10 protein-coding genes and 1 pseudogene are annotated in these 20,222 nt (G+C 41.7%); all 11 read left to right on the top strand.

All coding sequences use genetic code 11. The features are described from left to right. Nucleotides 1-2 precede the first annotated feature (2 nt). The 11 genes and pseudogenes from QT327_RS27070 (at nt 3) to QT327_RS27020 (ending at nt 19,982) form a co-directional block, all read left to right on the top strand. The gene (locus QT327_RS27070) at nt 3-2,990 is read left to right on the top strand and encodes a glycoside hydrolase domain-containing protein (RefSeq protein WP_289554356.1); all 2,988 of its coding nucleotides are present in this window, start codon (nt 3-5) and stop codon (nt 2,988-2,990) included. Between the two features lie 22 nt (nt 2,991-3,012). Further along, a complete protein-coding gene (locus tag QT327_RS27065) occupies nt 3,013-6,114 on the top strand; it encodes a DUF5107 domain-containing protein (protein ID WP_289554355.1) in 3,102 nt (1,033 codons plus the stop codon). Nucleotides 6,115-6,388: 274 nt separating this feature from the next. Further along, nucleotides 6,389-6,964 carry an RNA polymerase sigma-70 factor gene (locus QT327_RS27060; RefSeq protein ID WP_289554354.1) on the top strand — a complete coding sequence of 192 codons (576 nt, stop codon included), beginning with the start codon at nt 6,389-6,391 and terminating at the stop codon, nt 6,962-6,964. An 80-nt stretch (nt 6,965-7,044) separates the two neighbouring features. Continuing rightward, complete coding sequence (locus QT327_RS27055) at nt 7,045-8,031, top strand: FecR family protein (RefSeq protein ID WP_289554353.1); 987 nt, start codon at nt 7,045-7,047, stop codon at nt 8,029-8,031. An 11-nt stretch (nt 8,032-8,042) separates the two neighbouring features. Further along, nucleotides 8,043-11,408 carry a SusC/RagA family TonB-linked outer membrane protein gene (locus tag QT327_RS27050; protein ID WP_289554352.1) on the top strand — a complete coding sequence of 1,122 codons (3,366 nt, stop codon included), beginning with the start codon at nt 8,043-8,045 and terminating at the stop codon, nt 11,406-11,408. Nucleotides 11,409-11,441: 33 nt separating this feature from the next. After that, the gene (locus tag QT327_RS27045; RefSeq protein ID WP_289554351.1) at nt 11,442-12,983 is read left to right on the top strand and encodes a SusD/RagB family nutrient-binding outer membrane lipoprotein; all 1,542 of its coding nucleotides are present in this window, start codon (nt 11,442-11,444) and stop codon (nt 12,981-12,983) included. A gap of 309 nt (nt 12,984-13,292) precedes the next feature. Continuing rightward, nucleotides 13,293-14,594 (top strand): ethanolamine permease, encoded by a 1,302-nt coding sequence (gene eat / locus QT327_RS27040; RefSeq protein WP_013663974.1) that lies wholly within the window; start codon nt 13,293-13,295, stop codon nt 14,592-14,594. Next, a complete protein-coding gene (locus QT327_RS27035) occupies nt 14,591-15,949 on the top strand; it encodes a glutamine synthetase family protein (protein WP_289554350.1) in 1,359 nt (452 codons plus the stop codon). Before eat ends, QT327_RS27035 begins: the two co-directional genes overlap by 4 nt. Before the next feature lie 126 nt (nt 15,950-16,075). Next, nucleotides 16,076-17,212 (top strand): iron-containing alcohol dehydrogenase, encoded by a 1,137-nt coding sequence (locus QT327_RS27030; RefSeq protein ID WP_289554349.1) that lies wholly within the window; start codon nt 16,076-16,078, stop codon nt 17,210-17,212. A gap of 304 nt (nt 17,213-17,516) precedes the next feature. After that, nucleotides 17,517-18,218: pseudogene (locus tag QT327_RS27025) on the top strand (gamma-glutamyl-gamma-aminobutyrate hydrolase family protein); the annotation flags it as partial. 393 nt (nt 18,219-18,611) lie between these two features. Then, nucleotides 18,612-19,982 carry an aldehyde dehydrogenase family protein gene (locus QT327_RS27020; protein WP_289554348.1) on the top strand — a complete coding sequence of 457 codons (1,371 nt, stop codon included), beginning with the start codon at nt 18,612-18,614 and terminating at the stop codon, nt 19,980-19,982. Nucleotides 19,983-20,222 lie beyond the last annotated feature (240 nt).

Below are 20,222 nucleotides of genomic sequence, written 5' to 3'. Positions count from 1 at the left end.
AAATGGATACTAAAACAATGCGACTGACAATTACTGTTTGCTTATTAATCAGCAGTTTAATAGCTTGGGGCCAGCATCCCTATCCACCGGAGAAAGCTAAATGGAACGCAGATTCATTGGGTAATCAACGAGCGGTACTGCGGGTTGACGGAGGGGATAAACTCGTGAAAGCCTCCATAGCATGGAGAAACCGACAGGTGAAGGCAAATCAAGGCCTGATAATCGTTGATAGCACAAACAACCAACTGGTGAAACCTATAGTTTATGGCCCGATGTCTGAGGAGGGAGGCGACTTTGCTTTTGAAGCGACATCAGGTTCGGGGATTTACTATGTCTATTATTTACCTTATCAACTAGGTGGTAGAAGCCGATATTATCCCGACGCGATATATCTCAGCCAGCCTCCTGACGATCAGGCATGGGCAAAGATCAAAACCAATAATGAAGCGAAATTTCTTCGATTCGAATCAGTAGATGAATTTAATCGGAACGATCCCATGGAACTCATCGCTACGAAAGCGGAAATCCAAGCTTACTTGAAAAAATACACAAATGAAAACTATTTTATCTTTCCCGAACTGTACACGCATCCGATTAAGATGCGATCACATGTGCCGAAGAAGTGGATGGAGACGAACCCGGTGGCGGCTCTAAAGGGCGAAACGGAGCGAGGATGCTATTACGCTTTTCAGCTAGGTATATGGTCGGCAAAAACCGATTTGAAAAACGTGACGGTCCGGTTTTCATCCTTAGAAAGCGAAATGGGAACAACATTGCCGGCAGAAGCATTTGATTGCATCAATACAGAAGGAACGAGTTATAAAGGGAAGCCCTTCTCTGCTACAGTTAACGTTCCCTTGTCAAAAGTTCAGGCGCTCTGGTGTGGGGTTCACATTCCTGAAGATATTAAACCCGGGACTTATCAAGGCTTTGTATACGTTCGTCCTGCCAACGCACCGGAGAAAAGGGTAGCCCTCAGCCTTAAGGTTGGGCCGACCGTGGCTCGTAACAAAGGGATAGATGAACCCTGGAAAATGACACGACTGCCTTGGCTGAACTCCACTTTAGCACAGGAAAACACGGTGATAAAGCCCTATATCCCCCTTGTGGTATCGGGTGACACTGCTATCTCCCTTTTAGGAAGGAAGCTTATTCTCGATCGAACCGGGTTCCCGAAACAATTGATAAGCTATTTTACACCGGAGATGACGAGTGTCGGTAAAACCTCGACAAGCTTGTTAACCGAGCCCATTCATTTTCATGTGAAACGTAAGGTAGACGGCAAAGATATAGCATTCAAGACTCAGGGACTTTCTTTTAAAGAAAAGCAGGCTGGAATTGTAAGCTGGGAAAGCCATCACGTTTCGAACGAACTGCGAATGGAGGTACAAGGTTCCTTAGAGTTTGATGGTTTTGTCAGTTATACAGTCGGGCTTATTGCGAGGAAAAATATAACCTTGCAGGACATTGCAATGCACATACCTTATAAACCGGAAATGGCTTCCTATATGATGGGACTTGGGATGAAAGGCGGATATAGACCGGAACAGGTTGTTTGGAAGTGGGATGTCACTAAAAAGAACCAAGATGGCGCCTGGATTGGTAATGTAAACGCGGGGATGCAGTTTTCGCTACGGGATGAGAACTATACAAGGCCGCTGAATACAAATTTTTATTTGCAAAAGCCTCTATTACTCCCAAAGTCGTGGGGTAATAACGACAAGGGAGGTATTGATATAAGTATGAAGGGACCTTCCGCGTTAGTGAATAACTATAGCGGAGAGCGAACTATGCGTGCCGGCGATACGCTTTACTATAATTTTACCTTATTACTTACACCTTTTCATCCACTCAATACGGAGGCGCAATGGAATGAACGTTATTTCCATGCTTATAAACCGGTTGATACGGTGAAGCAAAGTGGGGCGAATGTGATCAATATTCATCATGGCAATGCCTTGAACCCCTACATTAACTATCCCTTTATTGCCACGAAAGCAATGAAGGCTTATATTGATTCGGCTCATCGCGTAGGACTTAAAGTGAAAATTTACAATACGGTGCGAGAAGTGTCCAATCGGATGTATGAGCTCTACCCCTTCCGTAGTTTGGGACACGAAGTGTTTTCTCCTGGCCCGGGGAAAGGCTACTCCTGGCTACAAGAGCATTTACATGACGATTATATTGCGGCTTGGTTTGTACCTTTTTATAAAGATGCGGCTATTATTAATAGTGGTATGAATCGCTGGCATAACTATTATGTGGAGGGGATGAATTGGTTGGTTGATCGGATCGGTATAGATGGTATTTACTTGGATGATGTGGCTTTCGATCGCGTAACCATGAAGCGCATTAAGCGGGTTATGACTAAAAATGGCCATCCCGGTTTAATTGATCTGCATTCAGCGAATCAGTATAACGAGCGTGATGGCTTTAACAATAGTGCGAATCTCTATCTTGAACATTTTCCCTATATCAATAGGCTTTGGTTCGGCGAGTATTTTGATTATGAAAATAACAAGCCGGATTTTTTTCTAACAGAAGTGAGTGGCATTCCTTTCGGGTTAATGGGGGAGATGTTGCAAGATGGGGGCAATCCCTGGCGCGGTATGATTTATGGCATGACTAATCGGTTACCCTATCAAAAAAGTGGCCCGCAGGCACTTTGGAAAGCTTGGGATGATTTTGGAATTAAGGGGTCTCGAATGATTGGTTACTGGGTTGAAACTAATCCGGTAAAAACGAGTAGTCCGCAAGTTTTAGCTACCGTTTACAAAAAGGAGAAAAAGGCAATGATTGCCTTAGCCAGTTGGGAAAATAAAAACGTTCTGGTTGACTTGGTGATTAATTGGGAAAGTTTAGGAATTGATCCTGCCAAGGCATTAATTCGGGCACCTCAGATTGATGGTTTTCAACCGATGCGAATTTTCAAGATAGGCGACAAAATCCCGGTCAATCAGAATCAAGGTTGGCTGTTGATCATCGAATAATGAATCTATTATTGACGAACTCATGAAGCGTATCTATATCGTATTATTCGGTTTGCTTCCATTGCTAACAAGAGCACAAGGAGAAGCAAGCATAAGAGAACTCAAAAAGATTTACATAACCTACCCTTTTTCGGACCCTGACCCTATTCCTTCTGAAAAGATCTATCCATATTTCCGATTTGACGGTTTTACTGATCAAGCTGTATCCAAAGAATGGAAGGTGGTAGAGCTGGAAAATGAGTTTCTGAAAATACAGATTATGCCAGAGATAGGAGGAAAAATTTGGACTGCCTATGATAAAAAGAACAAGCGGGATTTCCTGTATAATAATGGCGTTGTAAAATTTCGGGACATTGCCATGCGTGGCCCTTGGACAAGCGGGGGAATTGAAGCCAATTACGGAATTATCGGACATACACCCAACACCTCTACCCCCGTAGACTACCTTACGCGGGAGAATAAAGACGGTAGTGTCAGCTGCTTCATCAGCACCTTGGATTTGTTAACGAGAACGAGATGGACTATTGAAATAAAATTGGAAAAGGACAAGGCTTATTTCTCCACGCGATCTTTTTGGACAAATTCAACACCGCTGGAGCAAGCTTATTACACGTGGATGAATTTGGGGATACCGGCGGGTACGGACCTACAGTTTCTCTACCCGGGATCACACTATATTGGGCACGATGGGGAAAGTCATCCTTGGCCTATTGATACAGCCGGTAGGGACCTGTCATTTTACAAAGAAAACGATTTCGGGGGTTCTAAGTCGTATCACGTGTTAGGCGTCCATAGCAATTATTTTAGTGCCTACTGGAAAAATAGCGATTATGGCATGATTCATTATGCTAATCGAGAAGAAAAATTAGGAAAGAAAATTTTTCTGTGGGCGCAATCGGGGGAGGGTAAAATGTGGGAGCAGCTATTAACAGACAAGAGTGGGCAATATGTTGAGATTCAAAGTGGACGTCTCTTCAATCAAAATATGTTTAAAAGTAGCTTTACACCTTTTAAACAATTAGGATTTGCTCCTTATCAGGCTGACCAGTGGCTAGAATACTGGTACCCTTATCAAGGAATAGGAAAACCGTCCACCAGTCGTCCTTTAGCTACGCTGAATATAAGTAGTAAAAATAATAGTATACGACTGCGGCTGCTGGCAAATAGTCCAATTCGTGATAGTTTGATTGTATACAATGAAGCGGATGAAACGATCACTTCTTGCTTTGTTGAGCTGAACACCGGAGAAACGCTCGAGCGGGATATCCCCTGTCCCTCTTTAACCTCTGTCGCGAAAGTAAAGTTGCAAGGAGAAATATTTGATTTGGCGGAGCAGGAAAAGCAAAATGTACTCAACAGACCATCGAGAAAACCGGTTGCGTTGGATAGCAGTTCAGCTTATGGATTATACTTGCAGGGAAGGGACTTAATGCGTTTTAGAAGCTATCGTGAGGCTTTCCCAAAGATTAGGGAATCTTTAATGCGTGAACCCTTCTTGTTACCCGCGTTGGTTGAAATGGCAAAGTTAAAAATTTTCCATCTAGAGTATGACTCCGCCTATATATACGCACAGAAGGCATTAAGTGTGGATACTTATCATGGAGAAGCCAATTATTATTATGGCTTAGCCGCAGCGCATTTGGACAAAGTGTACGATGCGCTAGATGCTTTCGAAGTGGCCTCGCTTGATCCAGCATGGAAAAATGCAGCTTATACGCAGCTCAGTGCGCTATATATAAGAAGGAAAGAATTTTCAAAATCCTTGGAATACGCGGGAAAAGCATTGAAGTGCAATCAAGATAATGTGTTTGCGCTTCAACTGCAATATATAGGCGCAAGATTATGCCAACGAAAGGCATTGTGCGATACGGTAAAGCGACGGTTAGCTGACTTAGATCCCCTCAATCACTTTTTGCGTTTCGAACAATATTTTGCCGAAAGGTCAGATACCACTCGCGAGGCTTTTGTGTCTTTAATACGTAATGAACTGCCCGTAGAGACTTATTTGGAGCTCGCTATATGGTATGCTAATCTCCAATTAAAAGAAGAGGCATGCGAAGTGCTGGAGTTAGCTCCGAAAAATGCGGAAATATTATACTGGCTGGCCTGGTTGAATAGGAACAATCCTACAGAAAGTGAGGCCTGGTTGAAGCAAGTAGGTCAAGCTGATTTAATGCGTAACTTTCCCTTTAGGGAAGAAAGTGCAGCTATATTTGATTGGGTAATAAAAGAACATCCTTCTTGGCAAGGGTTCTATTTGATGGCTTTGCTCCAACAATTTAGAAATAATCCTTCGGTAGCGCGGCGTTTAGTCCAGGAGGTAAATGAGCCGGTTGATTTTGCGCCCTTTTATGTTTTAAAGGCGCTGCTTTCCGACTCCACGCAGTCTAGTGATGTCTTGGTTAACATAAGAAAAGCAATTGAAATTGACAAAAACGAATGGCGTTATGGACAATTAATGGCAAAGTATTTACTGGCGGATCGACAGTATATCGCCTCGGAAAAAGTGTTGCGAAACTATTATGAAAAAAATCCCGAAAACTATGTCATAGGTTTAGATTATGTACGTGCGCTTTTATTGAACAAAAGACTGAAAGAGGCCGAAAAAGTCTTGCAAGAAATTCGCATTTTGCCTTTTGAAGGAGCTACCGATGGGCGGAAGTTATATGAGCAAACTAAACTATTACTGGCATTAGAAGCATTCAATAATAGGAAATTTGATCTAACACTGAAAAAGGTACAGGAGGCTAAGTTATGGCCTGTTAATTTAGGTGCCGGTGAACCTTACTTAGAGGAGAAAGACGAACGTATCGCGGATTGGATCGCTGTAGAGGTTTACAGGAAAAAGCAAAAACCAGATTCCTGTAGACGTATCTTGGAAAAGATGGCGGCGAGCAAGGGTGTGCTGTCATATCCCGTCTCATTGTTACAGGTTGCTGCCCTTGTAAAATTGGGAAGAAAAACAGAAGCGGCTCGGTTGATGCAGTTGTGGACCACAAAAAGAAAGCGTGAAAAGCTGGAAGCAATTGATGAAAAATTAGTGAAAAATGCGTTAGGAGGAGAAGCTAATGTGTTATTGCTTATCAACCTCATCTTCAATAAAAGCGATGAACGACTGTTTTAAAGGTGATTGATTGGTTCAACTTGTTACATAAGTTAACATGTTTATTCTACGCAATCGATTGCGTTTATTTGGTATTTTGAAAAGCGCTAATCGAATTTTAATATTGTCTATATTATCGTACTAACCAATAAATATCATATAAACTGAAAGGGAGATAACCTGTTCCTTTGAAGCAATGTTTTTAATATGGAAGTGAGAAAATTCTTATTAAGTTGATAGGAACTTAAACCAGATTAAACATACCCGTGTTAGGTTTGCCAACTAATTTGATACAATGGATACTCGAATAATAGCGATACGCGCAGGGAATCAAAAAGCTTTTCGGTTGTTTTATGACGACTTAAAGCATCCTATATATAATTACGCTTTCCGTTTCTTTCGATCTGCTATACTTGCTGAAGAAATCGTGCAAGAAGTATTCATGCAAATATGGAAACACCGGGCCACACTCGATCCAACACAAAGTGCAAAAGCGTATACCTATCGCATTGCGAGAAACTTGATCTATAATAAATTGAAGGAAATCGTACGCCATGAAGAGTACATCAACCATGTTTTTTATAGTCATGCAGCAAGTCACGAGGCGGTAGAAGACTCTTTGGACTATAAGGAGCTTCAACAACTATATGAGGAAGCGATTAGTAAATTACCGCCGCAGCGCCAACTAATTTTTCGAATGAGTCGTATTGAATTTCTTTCTCACGAAGAAATAGCGGATCAACTGGCTATATCTAAAAATACGGTAAAAGATCAGATCGTGAAAGCGCTTAAGTTTATTAAACAATATATGCTAGCCCATACGGAGTTCACAATGGGGCTTATTGGTGCCTTGTTTCTGATGAATACATGATTTCTAAAATAAACTAAAAAATTTTCACCTTGAATCGTCCTTCTCCTTCACTTCTTTGTATGAGATGATAAAAGAAGTATATGAGCAATCAGCAGGTCAAGAGTCTCTATTTAAAATTTATGAAAGGCGAGTGTACACCCGCTGAGATAGAGTTGTTGATAGAACTTTTGCAATCGGTTGATGATGTGGAAGGTTTGCCAAGCTTAGAAGAGGTGGAACAGACGCTACCACAACAGGAATCATTAGCAGATGCGTCCAGTGATCGTATTTTTAATGCGGTCCTCTTCCAGAACAGTCTAGTTACTGATGTTGAAAGAACAAAAAAGCGTCAAACGAATTGGTTGATCGCTGCAGCTATCATTTCGCTCCTTATTTTAGCCAATTTTGTATTCTACCTTTCAAAACCTAGTAAAATCATATACCAAACAGATTTTGCAAAAAAAGAGAAGTACCAATTACCGGATGGTACCAAACTATTGCTCAACGCTAATACAACTATTGAAATTAATGAGACCTTTTTGACCGATAAGGAACGTGAGGTGTGGATCTCGGGCGAAGCTTATTTTGACGTTGCTAAAAATAAAAATAAGCCCTTTGTTGTGCATACAAATACCGGGATGGATGTTTATGTATTGGGAACAACTTTCAATTTAAAGGCAAGATCAACCGAAACACATCTCGTACTCAATAGGGGGAGTGTAAAGGTATTTCCGGAGGCACAGCAGGATAAAGCTCAACTATTAGTGCCAGGTGAGATCGCGCATTTTCATGCAGAGGAAGCAAGAGTGGTCAAAAGTGTCACGGATACGATGTATTTTTCTGCCTGGCAATATAATCTTCAATCTTTCAAGAATGAGCAGTTGAGAAATGTCGCTGCCAGTATGCAGGATATTTATGGTTACCGTATTGATTTTACCGAAGAGACCTTAAAAAACATGCATTTTACGGGGGCCTTACCTACCAACGATATTAATAAGGCAATAAAGACGTTGGCAGCTGCACTTGATTGTACAATCAATAAAGAAAACGACAAAATAATAATATCAACCAAAAGATTAATTAACTAAAACGGAGAGGTATGAAACAATTTTTACTAGGCATAAAAATGCCTACAGTGCTCCTTATTGCCCTGATTTTTGGAAAATTATCCATGGCAAATACTGAAGAGCAACGGATTCCCTTTCGGGATTTATTAAGCTCTTTAGAGCAAAAATTTAATGTACGGTTCAATTACAGCGCCGATTTAATAGGTCCGACGATGGTTGAACGCCCGGATATGAGTAAAGTAAAGAAAGCCAATCTAATTACATTTCTAGAGAATCTGGCGGCAGGTAAAGTCAATATTGAAAAAATTGACGAAATGTTATATGTGGTAAAGCCGGTAAAAATTGAAAATAAAGAGAACACTGAACATACAGTGATCAGCAATCATCATATGAAAACAGTTCAAGAAGAGGTTGCCGGCACGGTAAAGGATGCGACGGACGATTCCTTGCTTCCAGGGGTTAGTGTGCTTGTGAAAGGGATGGACAGGGGGACGATAACGGATGCTTCCGGAAGGTTTGTATTGAGGGATGTTCCGGATGATGCTATTATTGTCTTTTCTTATATGGGCTATCAAACCATAGAAGAACCAATTGGAAAGCGACAGCTCATCCATGTTAGTTTACGTCGAAGTGAAAGTCAACTAGAAGAGGTGGTGGTAACAGCATTAGGAATAAAAAGAGAAGAGAAGTCGTTGGGTTATGCGGTACAGAAAGTATCAGGTGAGGAGCTACAAACTGTGAAGGGCGTCGATGTAGGAACTTCTTTAAGTGGCAAGGTTTCAGGGCTAGTAGTAAAAAATTCAACCGAATTCAATGCACGTCCAACGATTGAGCTCCGTGGCGAAACGCCAATTATCGTAATTGATGGGGTGCCTTATGGGAATATGACCTTACGCGATATCCCCACCGATGATATTGCCGATATGAATATCTTAAAAGGAGCAACAGCCTCTGCTTTATATGGTTCCAGGGGAGGAAGCGGTGCGATTATTATTACTACCAAAAAAGGTAAGGCTAAAGGATTCTCCATCGATGTAAACAGCAATACGATGACTCAAATGGGATTTCTGGCCATTCCGAAAGTGCAAACTTCTTACGGTCATGGTATCAACGGTGCTATTGCGGACGACTATGTGTGGGGACCGAAGTTGGATATAGGGCAAACTGCTGAACAATGGAATCCATTGACGAAACAATACGAGGATATGCCTTTAGTATCCAGCGGAAAAGATAATCTAAAAAACTTTCTGGAAAGAGGTATTATCACTAATAATAACGTAAGTATTACGCAAACCGGAGAGCATGGTTTTTTCAGAACCAGTTTGAATCATATTCTCAATAAAGGACAATACCCTAACACCAAGTTGAATATTATCAACTTTACAAACAGCGGTGAAATGAAGTTGGGAGATAAAGTTACCATCGGTGCACAAACGGGTTATACGCGGCAAAACGCCCCACAAATATGGGGTACGGGTTATGGCAACCAGGGCTATCTCTATCAGATCCTGATGTGGACCGGCCCCGACTATGAAATCCGTCAATATCGAGATTATTGGATTACCCCTCATCAGCAACAGAACTGGCTTTACGATGCCTGGTATGATAATCCTTATCTCATTGCTTATGAAAAGTTAAACGGTATCACACAGAATAAACTGTATGCCAGTTTTAATGCCAATTATCAGGTCAACAAAAATCTGAACATTTTATTTCGTACCGGTTATGATTTCTATAGCAATCAAGAGACAATCCGGAATCCGATTGGTATCAATTCAACAAGAAGTAATTTTTATGTCGGAAGTAATTACATCTCATTCAATTCACTTGGGACTTATGGTATCAACAAAGATTGGGGCTTTAGCACCAATAACGATTTTATCGTAACGTATAATAACAGTTGGGGTAAATTTGGCTTTAATGCGCTTGGGGGTGGGACAATCTATTACTATAATGACCGTAGTTTAGATGCAGCCACACAGAACGGGTTAAGCGTCCCTGGATGGTATTCGCTGGCCGCATCTGTGGATAAAGCGCTGGTGGCCGAGACTGAATATCGAAGACAAATCAACAGTGTCTTTGGTAAGGCCAGCTTCTCTTGGGATGATGCCGTTTTTATTGACGTAACCGGACGTAATGACTGGAGTTCCACGCAATCAAAAAATCAGCGATCCTATTTCTATCCGTCCATAGCAGCAAGCTTTATTCTTTCTGAATACCTGAAATTGCCACAGGCATTTGATATGATTAAATTAAGAGGATCTTGGGCAGTGGATAAGTCGCCATTAGATGTTTATGCGAATAACCGTACATATACGGTTACACCAGGCGCTTGGGACAACCAAAACACGGCCGGCTATCCAAGTAATTTATTGGGAAAAAGCTTGCTGGCAAATGCGCATCGAACGTATGAATTTGGGGGAAACATTGCGTTGCTTCAGAAGAGAATCGGATTAGATATTACTTATTTTAATAAATATTACTATAACCAACAGGAGGAAGTTACCATTTCTTCTGCTTCGGGGTTTACCAAAACACTGATCAATACCGATGAAACGTATGAGCGAAGGGGCCTCGAAATTACTTTGAGCGGAACACCGATTAGAAATAGCAATTTTGAATGGAATACCGCAATCAACTGGTCAAATAACCACCAATACTATGTGAACCTAGATCCGGTTTATTCCTCCGATGATTTGTGGACCAAAAAAGGCGCAAGAAAAGATGTTTATCTTAAAAACAAATGGGAACGCGACCCGGAAGGAAATATTATCCACGTAAATGGTATTCCGAAAAAAAGTGATTATCAGAGCAAAATGGGGTATGGCGATCCGGATTTCATGTTCGGCTTTATCAATAATTTCCGTTTGGGAAATTTTAATCTAGGTATTACCATCGATGGACGTATTGGTGGCCTTATGTATAACTATATCTGGGATAAAATGTTTGATACAGGAGCGAACCCTGAGACAGATAACCAGTATCGCTACGATGCGGTCGTGAATGGTTTATCAAATTACGTGGGGCAGGGGGTGAAAGTAGTTTCAGGCGAGGCTACCTACGATAAGTATGGACGAATTACCAGCGATACCCGCGTCTATACTGCAAATGATGTACAGGTGAATTATCAGGACTATGCACAGTCGTTAAGTGGAGGCGATAAAGAACACGGTGTACAAAATCAGTCTTTTGTAAAACTCCGCGAAATATCGTTAGGATACAACTTCCCTGCTAAACTTTTAGCTAAGACTCGTATTAAGAGTGCTTCGGTCTCATTGACCGGTCAAAATGTGCTGTTATTCACTAAGTTTAAATTTTCAGACCCTGACGTCTTTACAGAGAATCTAAATTCTCCCTCACAACGAATGTTGGGCTTGAATATACGTCTTGGTTTCTAATATATACTCGTTGTACCATAAAAGTCGATTGCAATGAAAACAACTATGATAAAATATATGGGTTTGGTAGGAATATTGGCTACCTTCTTATTTTCCTGCTCCAAGTTTGAAGAAATTAATACCAATCCAAACGCTACTGATCAAGTAACGGCCGGTATGCTAGCCAGCAATATGATCCTCGATATTACCCGATCGGATATCAGTACACAAAAATCTTTTATGCAGCCGTTTATGTTGGCTAAGTATGTGACTTGGCAGGAAGGGCAGGAGTCTTTTCAATATAACCGAATTACCCGGGGAAGCTTTGGCCGACTCAGCCTATTGCGCAATATTGAACCCATGATCGCTTATGCTCAAACTCCGGAACTGAAAAATTCATATACCGCCCTCGGACATTTTATCCGAGCTTGGCAGTCCTTTATTTTAACCATGCAAATGGGCGATATACCCTTTTCTGAGGCGACTAAAGGCGAAACGGAAGGAATTATAAAACCGAAATATGATACGCAAAAAGAAGTGTTTCTAGGTATTCTTAATGAGTTGGATGAAGCACATAAGCTTTTTGGACAGGGGGTCGACTTTGAAGGAGATCCGATCTACCAAGGGAGTAAGGACCAATGGCAGCGTCTGGTTAATAGCTTTGAATTATACGTACTGCTAAACTTATATAAGAAAACGGATGACCCCGACTTGTCGGTAATTTCACGTTTTCAGGATATTGTCAATTCCAGGCCACTGATGCGCAATTATAATGATAACTTCGCTTTAACTTATTTGGATAAGGATGGTCAAAAATATCCTTGGGTAAATATCAATAGCTCCAATCCGTTTACAATATACCCCATGCTTACGGCTAATTTATTGGAACCATTGAAGGCGATGCAGGATAGGCGCTTGTTTTACTATGCAAAGCCATCATCGGTTAAGCTTGCTGCAGGACTTGAGGTTTCGGATTGGGGTGCATACCCCTCTGTTGAAGCATCTGCTTCTTTCAATAGCTTACAAGGAATACGGGCTTCCAAGGATTTTACCGATTTGAATGATCGATACGCCGATCTATTTAATGCGGAACCCGTAGGACAGTTTACTTATTGGGATTTACAATTTATTCTCGCTGAAGCAAGTTTACGGGGTTGGGTTAGTAACTCGGCCGTGAATTATTACAATGAGGGTATTACAGCCTCCATGCAATTCTTGGCTAGTCACACGCCCGACAATGAGAAGTACCACCATAATATGCAGATTACAGACGGCTATATTCAGACCTACCTAAATGCTAACCCGTTAAAGGGAGCAATGGAGCAGCAGCTGGAACAAATCATCACCCAAAAATATGTAGCAGGCTTTCTTCAAGATTGTGATTATTTTGCCTGGTTCGAAAATCGTAGAACAGGGTACCCTACTTTTATTTTGAACCCCGCAACTAATCTAAATGATCCGACTACTTCCTTTCCTAAAAGATGGCTATATCCTGCTGACGAACTAAATTACAACGGAGAAAATGTTGCTGCCGCCATTCAAAGGCAATTTGGAGGCAATGATAACGTCAATCAAGAAATGTGGGTGCTGAAATAAATATGGAACGGTGTAAAAAGGACCAGCTCCAATACATATCTTATAGAGCGCATTATTATATTGTTACGTGCTGATTTTGATGTTTTTATCCTATATTTAACCATCCGGTATTTAGACGGGTTTCGTATAGGGCCACCAAAATCAGGCTCGTGGATGGAATGAAATTGTAATAAAGAAGGCCGTCTAAATAGTTTTTTAGCGCAAATGGTGATGCAATTATTAAGGAATACTTTTTAGACGGTCCTAAACCAATAATAACTGAAGGAATAAGCCGTGGGGTCGCATTTTTTACATTGAAGCCAAAATTGGATGACTAATACATTAAAAAAAACACTTACACCTTTCTCTCTATGGGCTTTGGGAGTTGGCTATGTTATTTCAGGTATGTATTTCGGCTGGAATTTAGGTTTGGAAAAAGGCGGCACCCTAGGAATGGCCCTGGCCACGCTGATCGTGATGTTGATGTATATCGCTTTTACTTTTAGTTATAGCGAACTTGCCTGTGCCATTCCAAAAGCCGGTGGCGTTTTTGATTATGCAGGAGCTGCGTTGGGAAAGGATATTGCTTTTCTTGCCGGTATCGCACAAACGGTTGAATTTGTGTTTGCACCGCCAGCCATTGCCTTTGCTATCGGTGCCTATTTTAATGCCTTCTTTCCGGAAGCTCCTATTCTACAAACAGCTATTATTGCCTACGTACTTTTTACTACACTAAATATCATAGGGATTAAAGCCGCTGCCACTTTTGAATTAGTCATTACTATTCTTGCTGTCAGTGAGTTATTGATCTTCGTTGGAATTGCTGCACCTCATTTCAATGCAGCCGGTTTTGTACAAAATCCCTTACCGCATAACTGGTCGGGCGCCTTTGCTGCCATCCCTTTTGCTATCTGGTTTTTTCTCGGTATCGAGGGAATTGCAAATGTAGCCGAAGAAACTAAAAATCCGCAACGGGATATTAAAAAGGGTTTCGGTTGGGCAATCTTGACGCTTGTGATGCTTTGTGTGCTCGTATTCGTTTCCTCTGTAGGCGTGGCAGGTTGGGAAGCTATTGTTTTTAGGAATGGTGTAAATGGGGAAACTTCTGATTCGCCATTGCCTCTTGCGCTATCGCACATTACAGGAGATAACCATATTTTATATCATTTACTGATAACGGTAGGCCTATTCGGATTGGTAGCCTCTTTTCACGGATTAATCTTGGCCGCAGGGCGATCGACCTATGAAATGGGAAAAGCAAACAATTTTCCTCCTTTTCTTGGTAAAATTTCAAGCAAATACCGAACACCAAGCTATGCATTGATCTTAAACATGATACTGGGAATATTGGCGCTCCTTTCCGGAAAAACAGCAGAAATCATTACCCTCTCCGTTTTTGGGGCATTAACCCTATATGTTGTGTCAATGATAGCGCTTATCAAGTTAAGGCGTGTTCAACCCGAATTGTACCGCCCCTTTAGAGTCCCCTTGTATCCGATTTTTCCCCTCATGGTTTTAGTCATTGGTGGTATTTCCTTGCTTGCCATGTTTGTGTACAATGTGAAAATAGGATTGGTGTACTTGCTCATTATGTTATTATCTTATGCACTATTTAAAGTATTCAAAAAATGACGACACAAGAAATAGAAGAATATGTTAAACAGCATCCCGGCGGTCGGGTCAAAATTGCCGCATCGGATATCGATGGTATTCTCCGAGGGAAGTACATTTCAGTAGATAAATTTCTTGCGGTCTTAAAGGGTGAGCTTGGTTTTTGTGATGTAGTATTTGGTTGGGATGCGCATGATGTCGCTTATGATAACAGTAAATTTACCGGTTGGCATTCGGGGTATCCTGATATGCCGTTAAAGATCGATTTGAATACTTTTAGAAAGGTGCCATGGGAAGCGAATGTGCCCTTTTTCCTGGGCGACTTTTTTGACGAGCGGGGAACGGGGGCGGTCGTTTGCCCGCGGCAATTGCTGAAGCGGATTATTAATGAATGCATGCAATTGGGATACAAGCCTTTTTTTTCGCAGGAGTTCGAATGGTTTAATTTTGAAGAGACACCGCGAAGTTTAGAGCAGAAAGCCTTTCAAAACCCAATACCGCTAACACCGGGAATGTTCGGCTATTCTATTTTAAGAAGCTCGTTAAAAAATGATTTTTTTCATGATCTTTTTGAATCGCTAACTAAGTTTGGTGTACCCTTGGAAGGCTTGCATACGGAGACAGGTCCAGGAGTTTATGAGGCAGCAATCACCTATGCAAATGCGTTGGAAGCGGCTGATCGAGCTATATTGTTCAAAACGGCAGTAAAAGAAATTGCTTATCGACATGGTATCATTGCTTCTTTTATGGCTAAATGGAAAGCGGATTTGCCTGGCTGTAGTGGCCATGTACATCAAAGTCTGTGGGATGAAGATGGACAGGAAAATTTGTTTTACGACAAAACAGAAGTAAACAAAATGAGCGAATTGATGAAGCAATATGTTGCGGGACAATTGTTCTGTCTGCCCCATATGCTGCCATTGTTAGCGCCGACCATTAATAGTTATAAACGCTTGGTAGAAGGTGCTTGGGCGCCTACAACGCTAACTTGGGGGTTGGATAATAGGACAGTAGCACTCCGAATCCTAGCGTCAGGGAAGAAAGCAACGCGAATTGAAACGCGGGTTGTCGGTTCTGATACCAATCCTTATTTGGCTATTGCAGCTTGCCTGGCGGCAGGCTTATATGGAATAAAACATCAACTGCAGCTTAACCAGGCTGCTACGCTTGGAAACGGTTATCAAGATCATTCAAATGGAAATTTGCCAACGAATCTATGGGAAGCAACCGCTCAGATGAAACAATCGCCGATTGCACACGAGCTTTTTGGATCGGATTTCGTGGAGCATTTTTGCTGTACACGTGAATGGGAATGGCAACAGTTTGCCAAAGCAGTAACCGATTGGGAATTAAAAAGATATTTTGAGATTATTTAAGAAAATTAAAAATTAAAAAGCGGTAAAGTTAAACGATGAAAGCTAATAGGTATAAGGTAAAGGAAGAGAGATCCTCACAACTCATATGAATAACTAACAACTAATAACCAGCAACAAACAACGAAAATGATTTACCAATTCAACATTCCCACAACGATCCGTTTTGGCTGTGGGGCTATAAAGGAATTACCGGCTTACTTAATCGAGCAGGGCTTGAAAAGGCCTTTACTCGTGACCGACCCGACCATTGCCCAGCTGGATTTTTTTGCTGAGATCGTGAGGGACCTTAACTTAAAAGGAATTCACCTGGAAGTATTCTCCGATATTCATAAAAACCCGGTGAAATCGGATGTATATAAAGGGACTGATATTTGGGATCAAACCGATCGTGACAGTATTGTTGGTATTGGTGGTGGCGCTGCTTTGGACATCGCTCGCTCAATCGTACTGCGTGTCAATCACCGAGACGATTTGTTTAAATACGATGACTTGGTTGGAGGCGACGTGTATGTGACCAACAGCGTTCCTCACTTTATTACGGTTCCGACCACCGCAGGTACCGGTAGTGAGGTGGGAAGGAGCGCCATTATTGCTGATGACGAGACGCATCAAAAAAAGATCCTGTTCTCGCCTAAATTGATGGCCAAAATCGTTTTTGCAGATCCCTTGTTAACCATGGGTTTGCCACCTCATATTACGGCTGCAACGGGTATGGATGCCCTTACTCATAACATGGAAGCTTTCTTGGCCAAAAATCCGAATCCAATCTGTGATGGTATTGCACTTGAAGGGATGCATTTAATTGCTAAATCACTTGAACAGGCTGTGTTGAGGCCAAATGAACAGGTGCGGAGTAATATGTTAGTAGCGTCCATGATGGGGGCAATTGCTTTTCAAAAGGGTTTAGGCGTGGTGCATTCATTAGCACATCCCTTATCTTCGTTATTGGATACGCACCATGGATTGGCTAATGCGGTCAATATTCCTTACGGAATGGCTTTCAACGTAGCCGGCAATGAGGATAAGTTTAAACGTATTGCCCAAGCTTTACAGCTTCGCGAAGAAACAGGAGAAGGGGTAATAAAGTACCTCTTTGAATTAAATGAGCACATCGGGATTCCGAAAAAATTACGGGATATAGGTGTAAAAGACGAACATATAGAAATACTGGCTGATTTGGCAATAGCGGATTTTGCACACCCGAATAACCCAAAGCCCGTAAGTAGAGAAGATTTTAAACGATTATATCAGCAAGCATTTTAATTTGGTTGAGTAGTTATTGTTAAGTAGTTAAGATGTTGAGTAGGGAAATAGCGCTAGACAAAAGACACCTGCCTGCCGGCAGGCAGGTAGGCATCAAGACATAAGACAATAAAGCTGTCTCGGCATTTGTTGGCCTGCCGGTAAGTTAGTGTCTTGATACCAAAATGGGTGCTAGCCTAAAGCTTATAGCTTAATAATTAGTCAATTGGTCGATAATTCGTCATAACTACTTAACCATTCAACGACTAAACTATTTAACTACTATTGGAAAGCACTACTTAACCCAAAGCTAACAACGAACAGCAAAGCGATGCAAAACAAAAAAATCATAGGAATGACGGATGGCAGAATGTACGATCTCTATGCCAATTGGATAAAGAGGGCCGATGCTAGTATAGAGATTATTCGTCTGGGATATAGTTTGGATAATCTAAAGGAGGTTGAAGTCTGTCAGGCGATAGTTTTCACGGGAGGAGAGGATGTACATCCTAAATACTACAACAAATTAGAATATCTTTCCTATTGTGTGCCCGTTGATTTCGATGAAAAGCGTGATGCTTTTGAATGGCAATTGCTGCGATTGGCTGAGAAACGTGAACTTCCAATTTTAGGGATATGCCGTGGCTTGCAACTAATTAATGTGTATTATGGAGGGACGCTGATTCCGGATCTAGCTTCTTGGGGAAAATTTGGTCATGCTAAATTACCCAACGGCTCACTTCCCAACCATTCGATCAATGTGGATCCCTACACCTTGCTATTTAAAATAACAGGGGCTCGCGAGGGTGTAGTTAACAGCTTGCATCATCAAAGTGCAGATCGGATAGGTAAAGGCCTGGTAGCTTCCGCTGTTACCCGAGACGGTGTGGTAGAGGCGCTGGAACGAACAGATGCTAAAGGGAAGCCCTTCTTACTGCTGGTACAATGGCATCCCGAACGAATGGAAGATGCTTCAAATCCCTTTGTGGAAAATATCAGGGAATCTTTTTTGGTAAAAGTTAAGTAGTTAATAGTTAGTAGTTAATAGTGAGTAGTGTCTAGGGGTTTCATAGGACGTAAGAGATGCTCACTGAAGTGAGTTGCAGGTGATGAATTTAGAGTTGTGAGTTGCTGGTTGCTGGTTGTGAATTACCCGTTGCGAGTTTTTTTTCGTCATGTCGAGTGGTGTGATTGGGATAATAGGAGGCGAGTCGAGACATCAGTATGAAATTTTTTTTGTGAGGGGTTAGTGTAGTAGCAGTTACGGTTACACTAACGAAAGCCGACTGCTGATATCTGAAAGCTGGATAAGTTGTGAGAAAGGCTTGTGCGACTGAAAACTGACCGCTGATTGTAGATAGCTAAAGTGTGTGATGAATCGCTTTTTTACTTTTTACTTTTGAATTTTTTACTTAACAAAATGAATATCATTAATCCAGCAACTGAGGAGGTAATTGCTACTGTACAGGTAGATTCTCCTACTACGTTAGAAGAGAAATATAGGCGGCTACTTGCAGCTCAACAGATTTGGGCCCAGCTGCCATTAGGAGAGCGGATAAATACGCTTATCCGGTTCGCGGCACTTTTGGAGGCTGAGTCGGCCTCTCTTGCTGAAATATTAACAGCTGAAACCGGTAAACCGTTGCAACAAGCAAAAAATGAGATTAAAGGTGCGATAAGCCGAATTAATTGGTTAACTGCAAATGCAGAACGCTATCTGAGCGATGAGCTCATGCAGGAAAATGGGACGGTGCGCGAATGCATATCCTATGAGCCTCTAGGTGTTATCGGAAATATTTCCGCTTGGAACTATCCGTATTTGGTAGGGGTAAATGTGTTTGTGCCCGCCCTGATAGCCGGTAATGGGGTATTATACAAACCGTCTGAATATGCGACGCTGACGGGACTAGAAATCGATAGACTGTTAAAAAAAGCAGGCGTACCGGATCACGTCTTTCAATTGGCGATTGGCGATGGACCAGTGGGAAAAATGATGCTGGATATGGAGTTCGCCGGTTATTTCTTTACGGGCTCATATCATACCGGTAAGTATATCTACGAACAGGTGTCTCAAAAGATGGTGCCTTGTCAGCTCGAATTGGGCGGAAAAGATCCGCTTTACATCGCCAATGATATCAGCAACATAAAAGCAGTAGCAGAAGCAACAGCGGACGGTGCCTTTTATAATAATGGACAGAGTTGTTGTTCGGTCGAACGAATTTATGTCCATCAAGACATTTATGATGAATACCTCGATTATTTCGTACAGCAGGTAAAGGCATGGACAGTGGGTAATCCATTAGATGATGATGTTTACTTCGGCCCGTTAACGAGAAAGCTACAAATTAACATATTGGAAGCGCAAGTTAACGATGCATTAGCAAAAGGCGCGAAATTGCTTTGTGGGGGTAAAGCCATTGATGGGAAAGGGTTTTACTTTGAGCCAACAATATTGGTTGATGTGACACATGACATGCTTATCATGAAAGAAGAGAGTTTTGGTCCTATCATAGGAATCATGAGCGTAAGATCGGATGAGGAAGCCTTATCGCTGATGCAGGATACTGATTATGGATTAACAGCAGGTATATATACCGATTCAGAAGCGCGCGCCGTTTCTTTACTGAAAAAAATTGATGCCGGCTCTGCCTATTGGAATTGTTGCGATCGCGTAAGTGCAGCAGTTCCTTGGAGTGGTAGAAAGCATTCTGGTATTGGTTCGACACTTTCGCATCAGGGGCTACGGGCCTTTACCAAGCCCAAAGCCTGGCATTTGGTAGGTAGTAAATAGGGAGTTGGGAAATAGTTAAGTAGTGATGAGTGTTGAGTTATGAACTATGAGTGATGAATTACGTTGCCAGACTTAAGTCAAATATCGAACACCTAATGTTGATAGCTAATAGCTAAAATGAGTGATAAATCGCTTTTTATTTTTTACTTTTTACTTATCCTGATACCTATGTCTTGCTACTTACATCTTGATACCAAATTCTGTGCTCGCAACTCACAACTGGCAACTCATAACTCAAAA

Origin of the sequence: Olivibacter sp. 47 (assembly GCF_030372825.1) — a bacterium.
Classification (GTDB): Bacteria; Bacteroidota; Bacteroidia; order Sphingobacteriales; family Sphingobacteriaceae; genus Olivibacter; species Olivibacter oleidegradans.
The sequence above is the reverse complement of the archived record's forward strand: the minus strand, read 5'-3'. Positions and strand labels throughout refer to the sequence as shown.

Bases quoted from the DNA above. Each gene is read 5' to 3' on its own strand.
- QT327_RS27065 (WP_289554355.1), top strand. From the start codon at position 3,013: ATGAAGCGTATCTATATCGTATTATTCGGTTTGCTTCCATTGCTAACA.
- QT327_RS27055 (WP_289554353.1), top strand. From the start codon at position 7,045: ATGAGCAATCAGCAGGTCAAGAGTCTCTATTTAAAATTTATGAAAGGC.
- QT327_RS27060 (WP_289554354.1), top strand. From the start codon at position 6,389: ATGGATACTCGAATAATAGCGATACGCGCAGGGAATCAAAAAGCTTTT.
- QT327_RS27020 (WP_289554348.1), top strand. From the start codon at position 18,612: ATGAATATCATTAATCCAGCAACTGAGGAGGTAATTGCTACTGTACAG.
- QT327_RS27030 (WP_289554349.1), top strand. From the start codon at position 16,076: ATGATTTACCAATTCAACATTCCCACAACGATCCGTTTTGGCTGTGGG.
- QT327_RS27050 (WP_289554352.1), top strand. From the start codon at position 8,043: ATGAAACAATTTTTACTAGGCATAAAAATGCCTACAGTGCTCCTTATT.
- QT327_RS27045 (WP_289554351.1), top strand. From the start codon at position 11,442: ATGAAAACAACTATGATAAAATATATGGGTTTGGTAGGAATATTGGCT.
- QT327_RS27070 (WP_289554356.1), top strand. From the start codon at position 3: ATGGATACTAAAACAATGCGACTGACAATTACTGTTTGCTTATTAATC.
- eat (WP_013663974.1), top strand. From the start codon at position 13,293: ATGACTAATACATTAAAAAAAACACTTACACCTTTCTCTCTATGGGCT.
- QT327_RS27035 (WP_289554350.1), top strand. From the start codon at position 14,591: ATGACGACACAAGAAATAGAAGAATATGTTAAACAGCATCCCGGCGGT.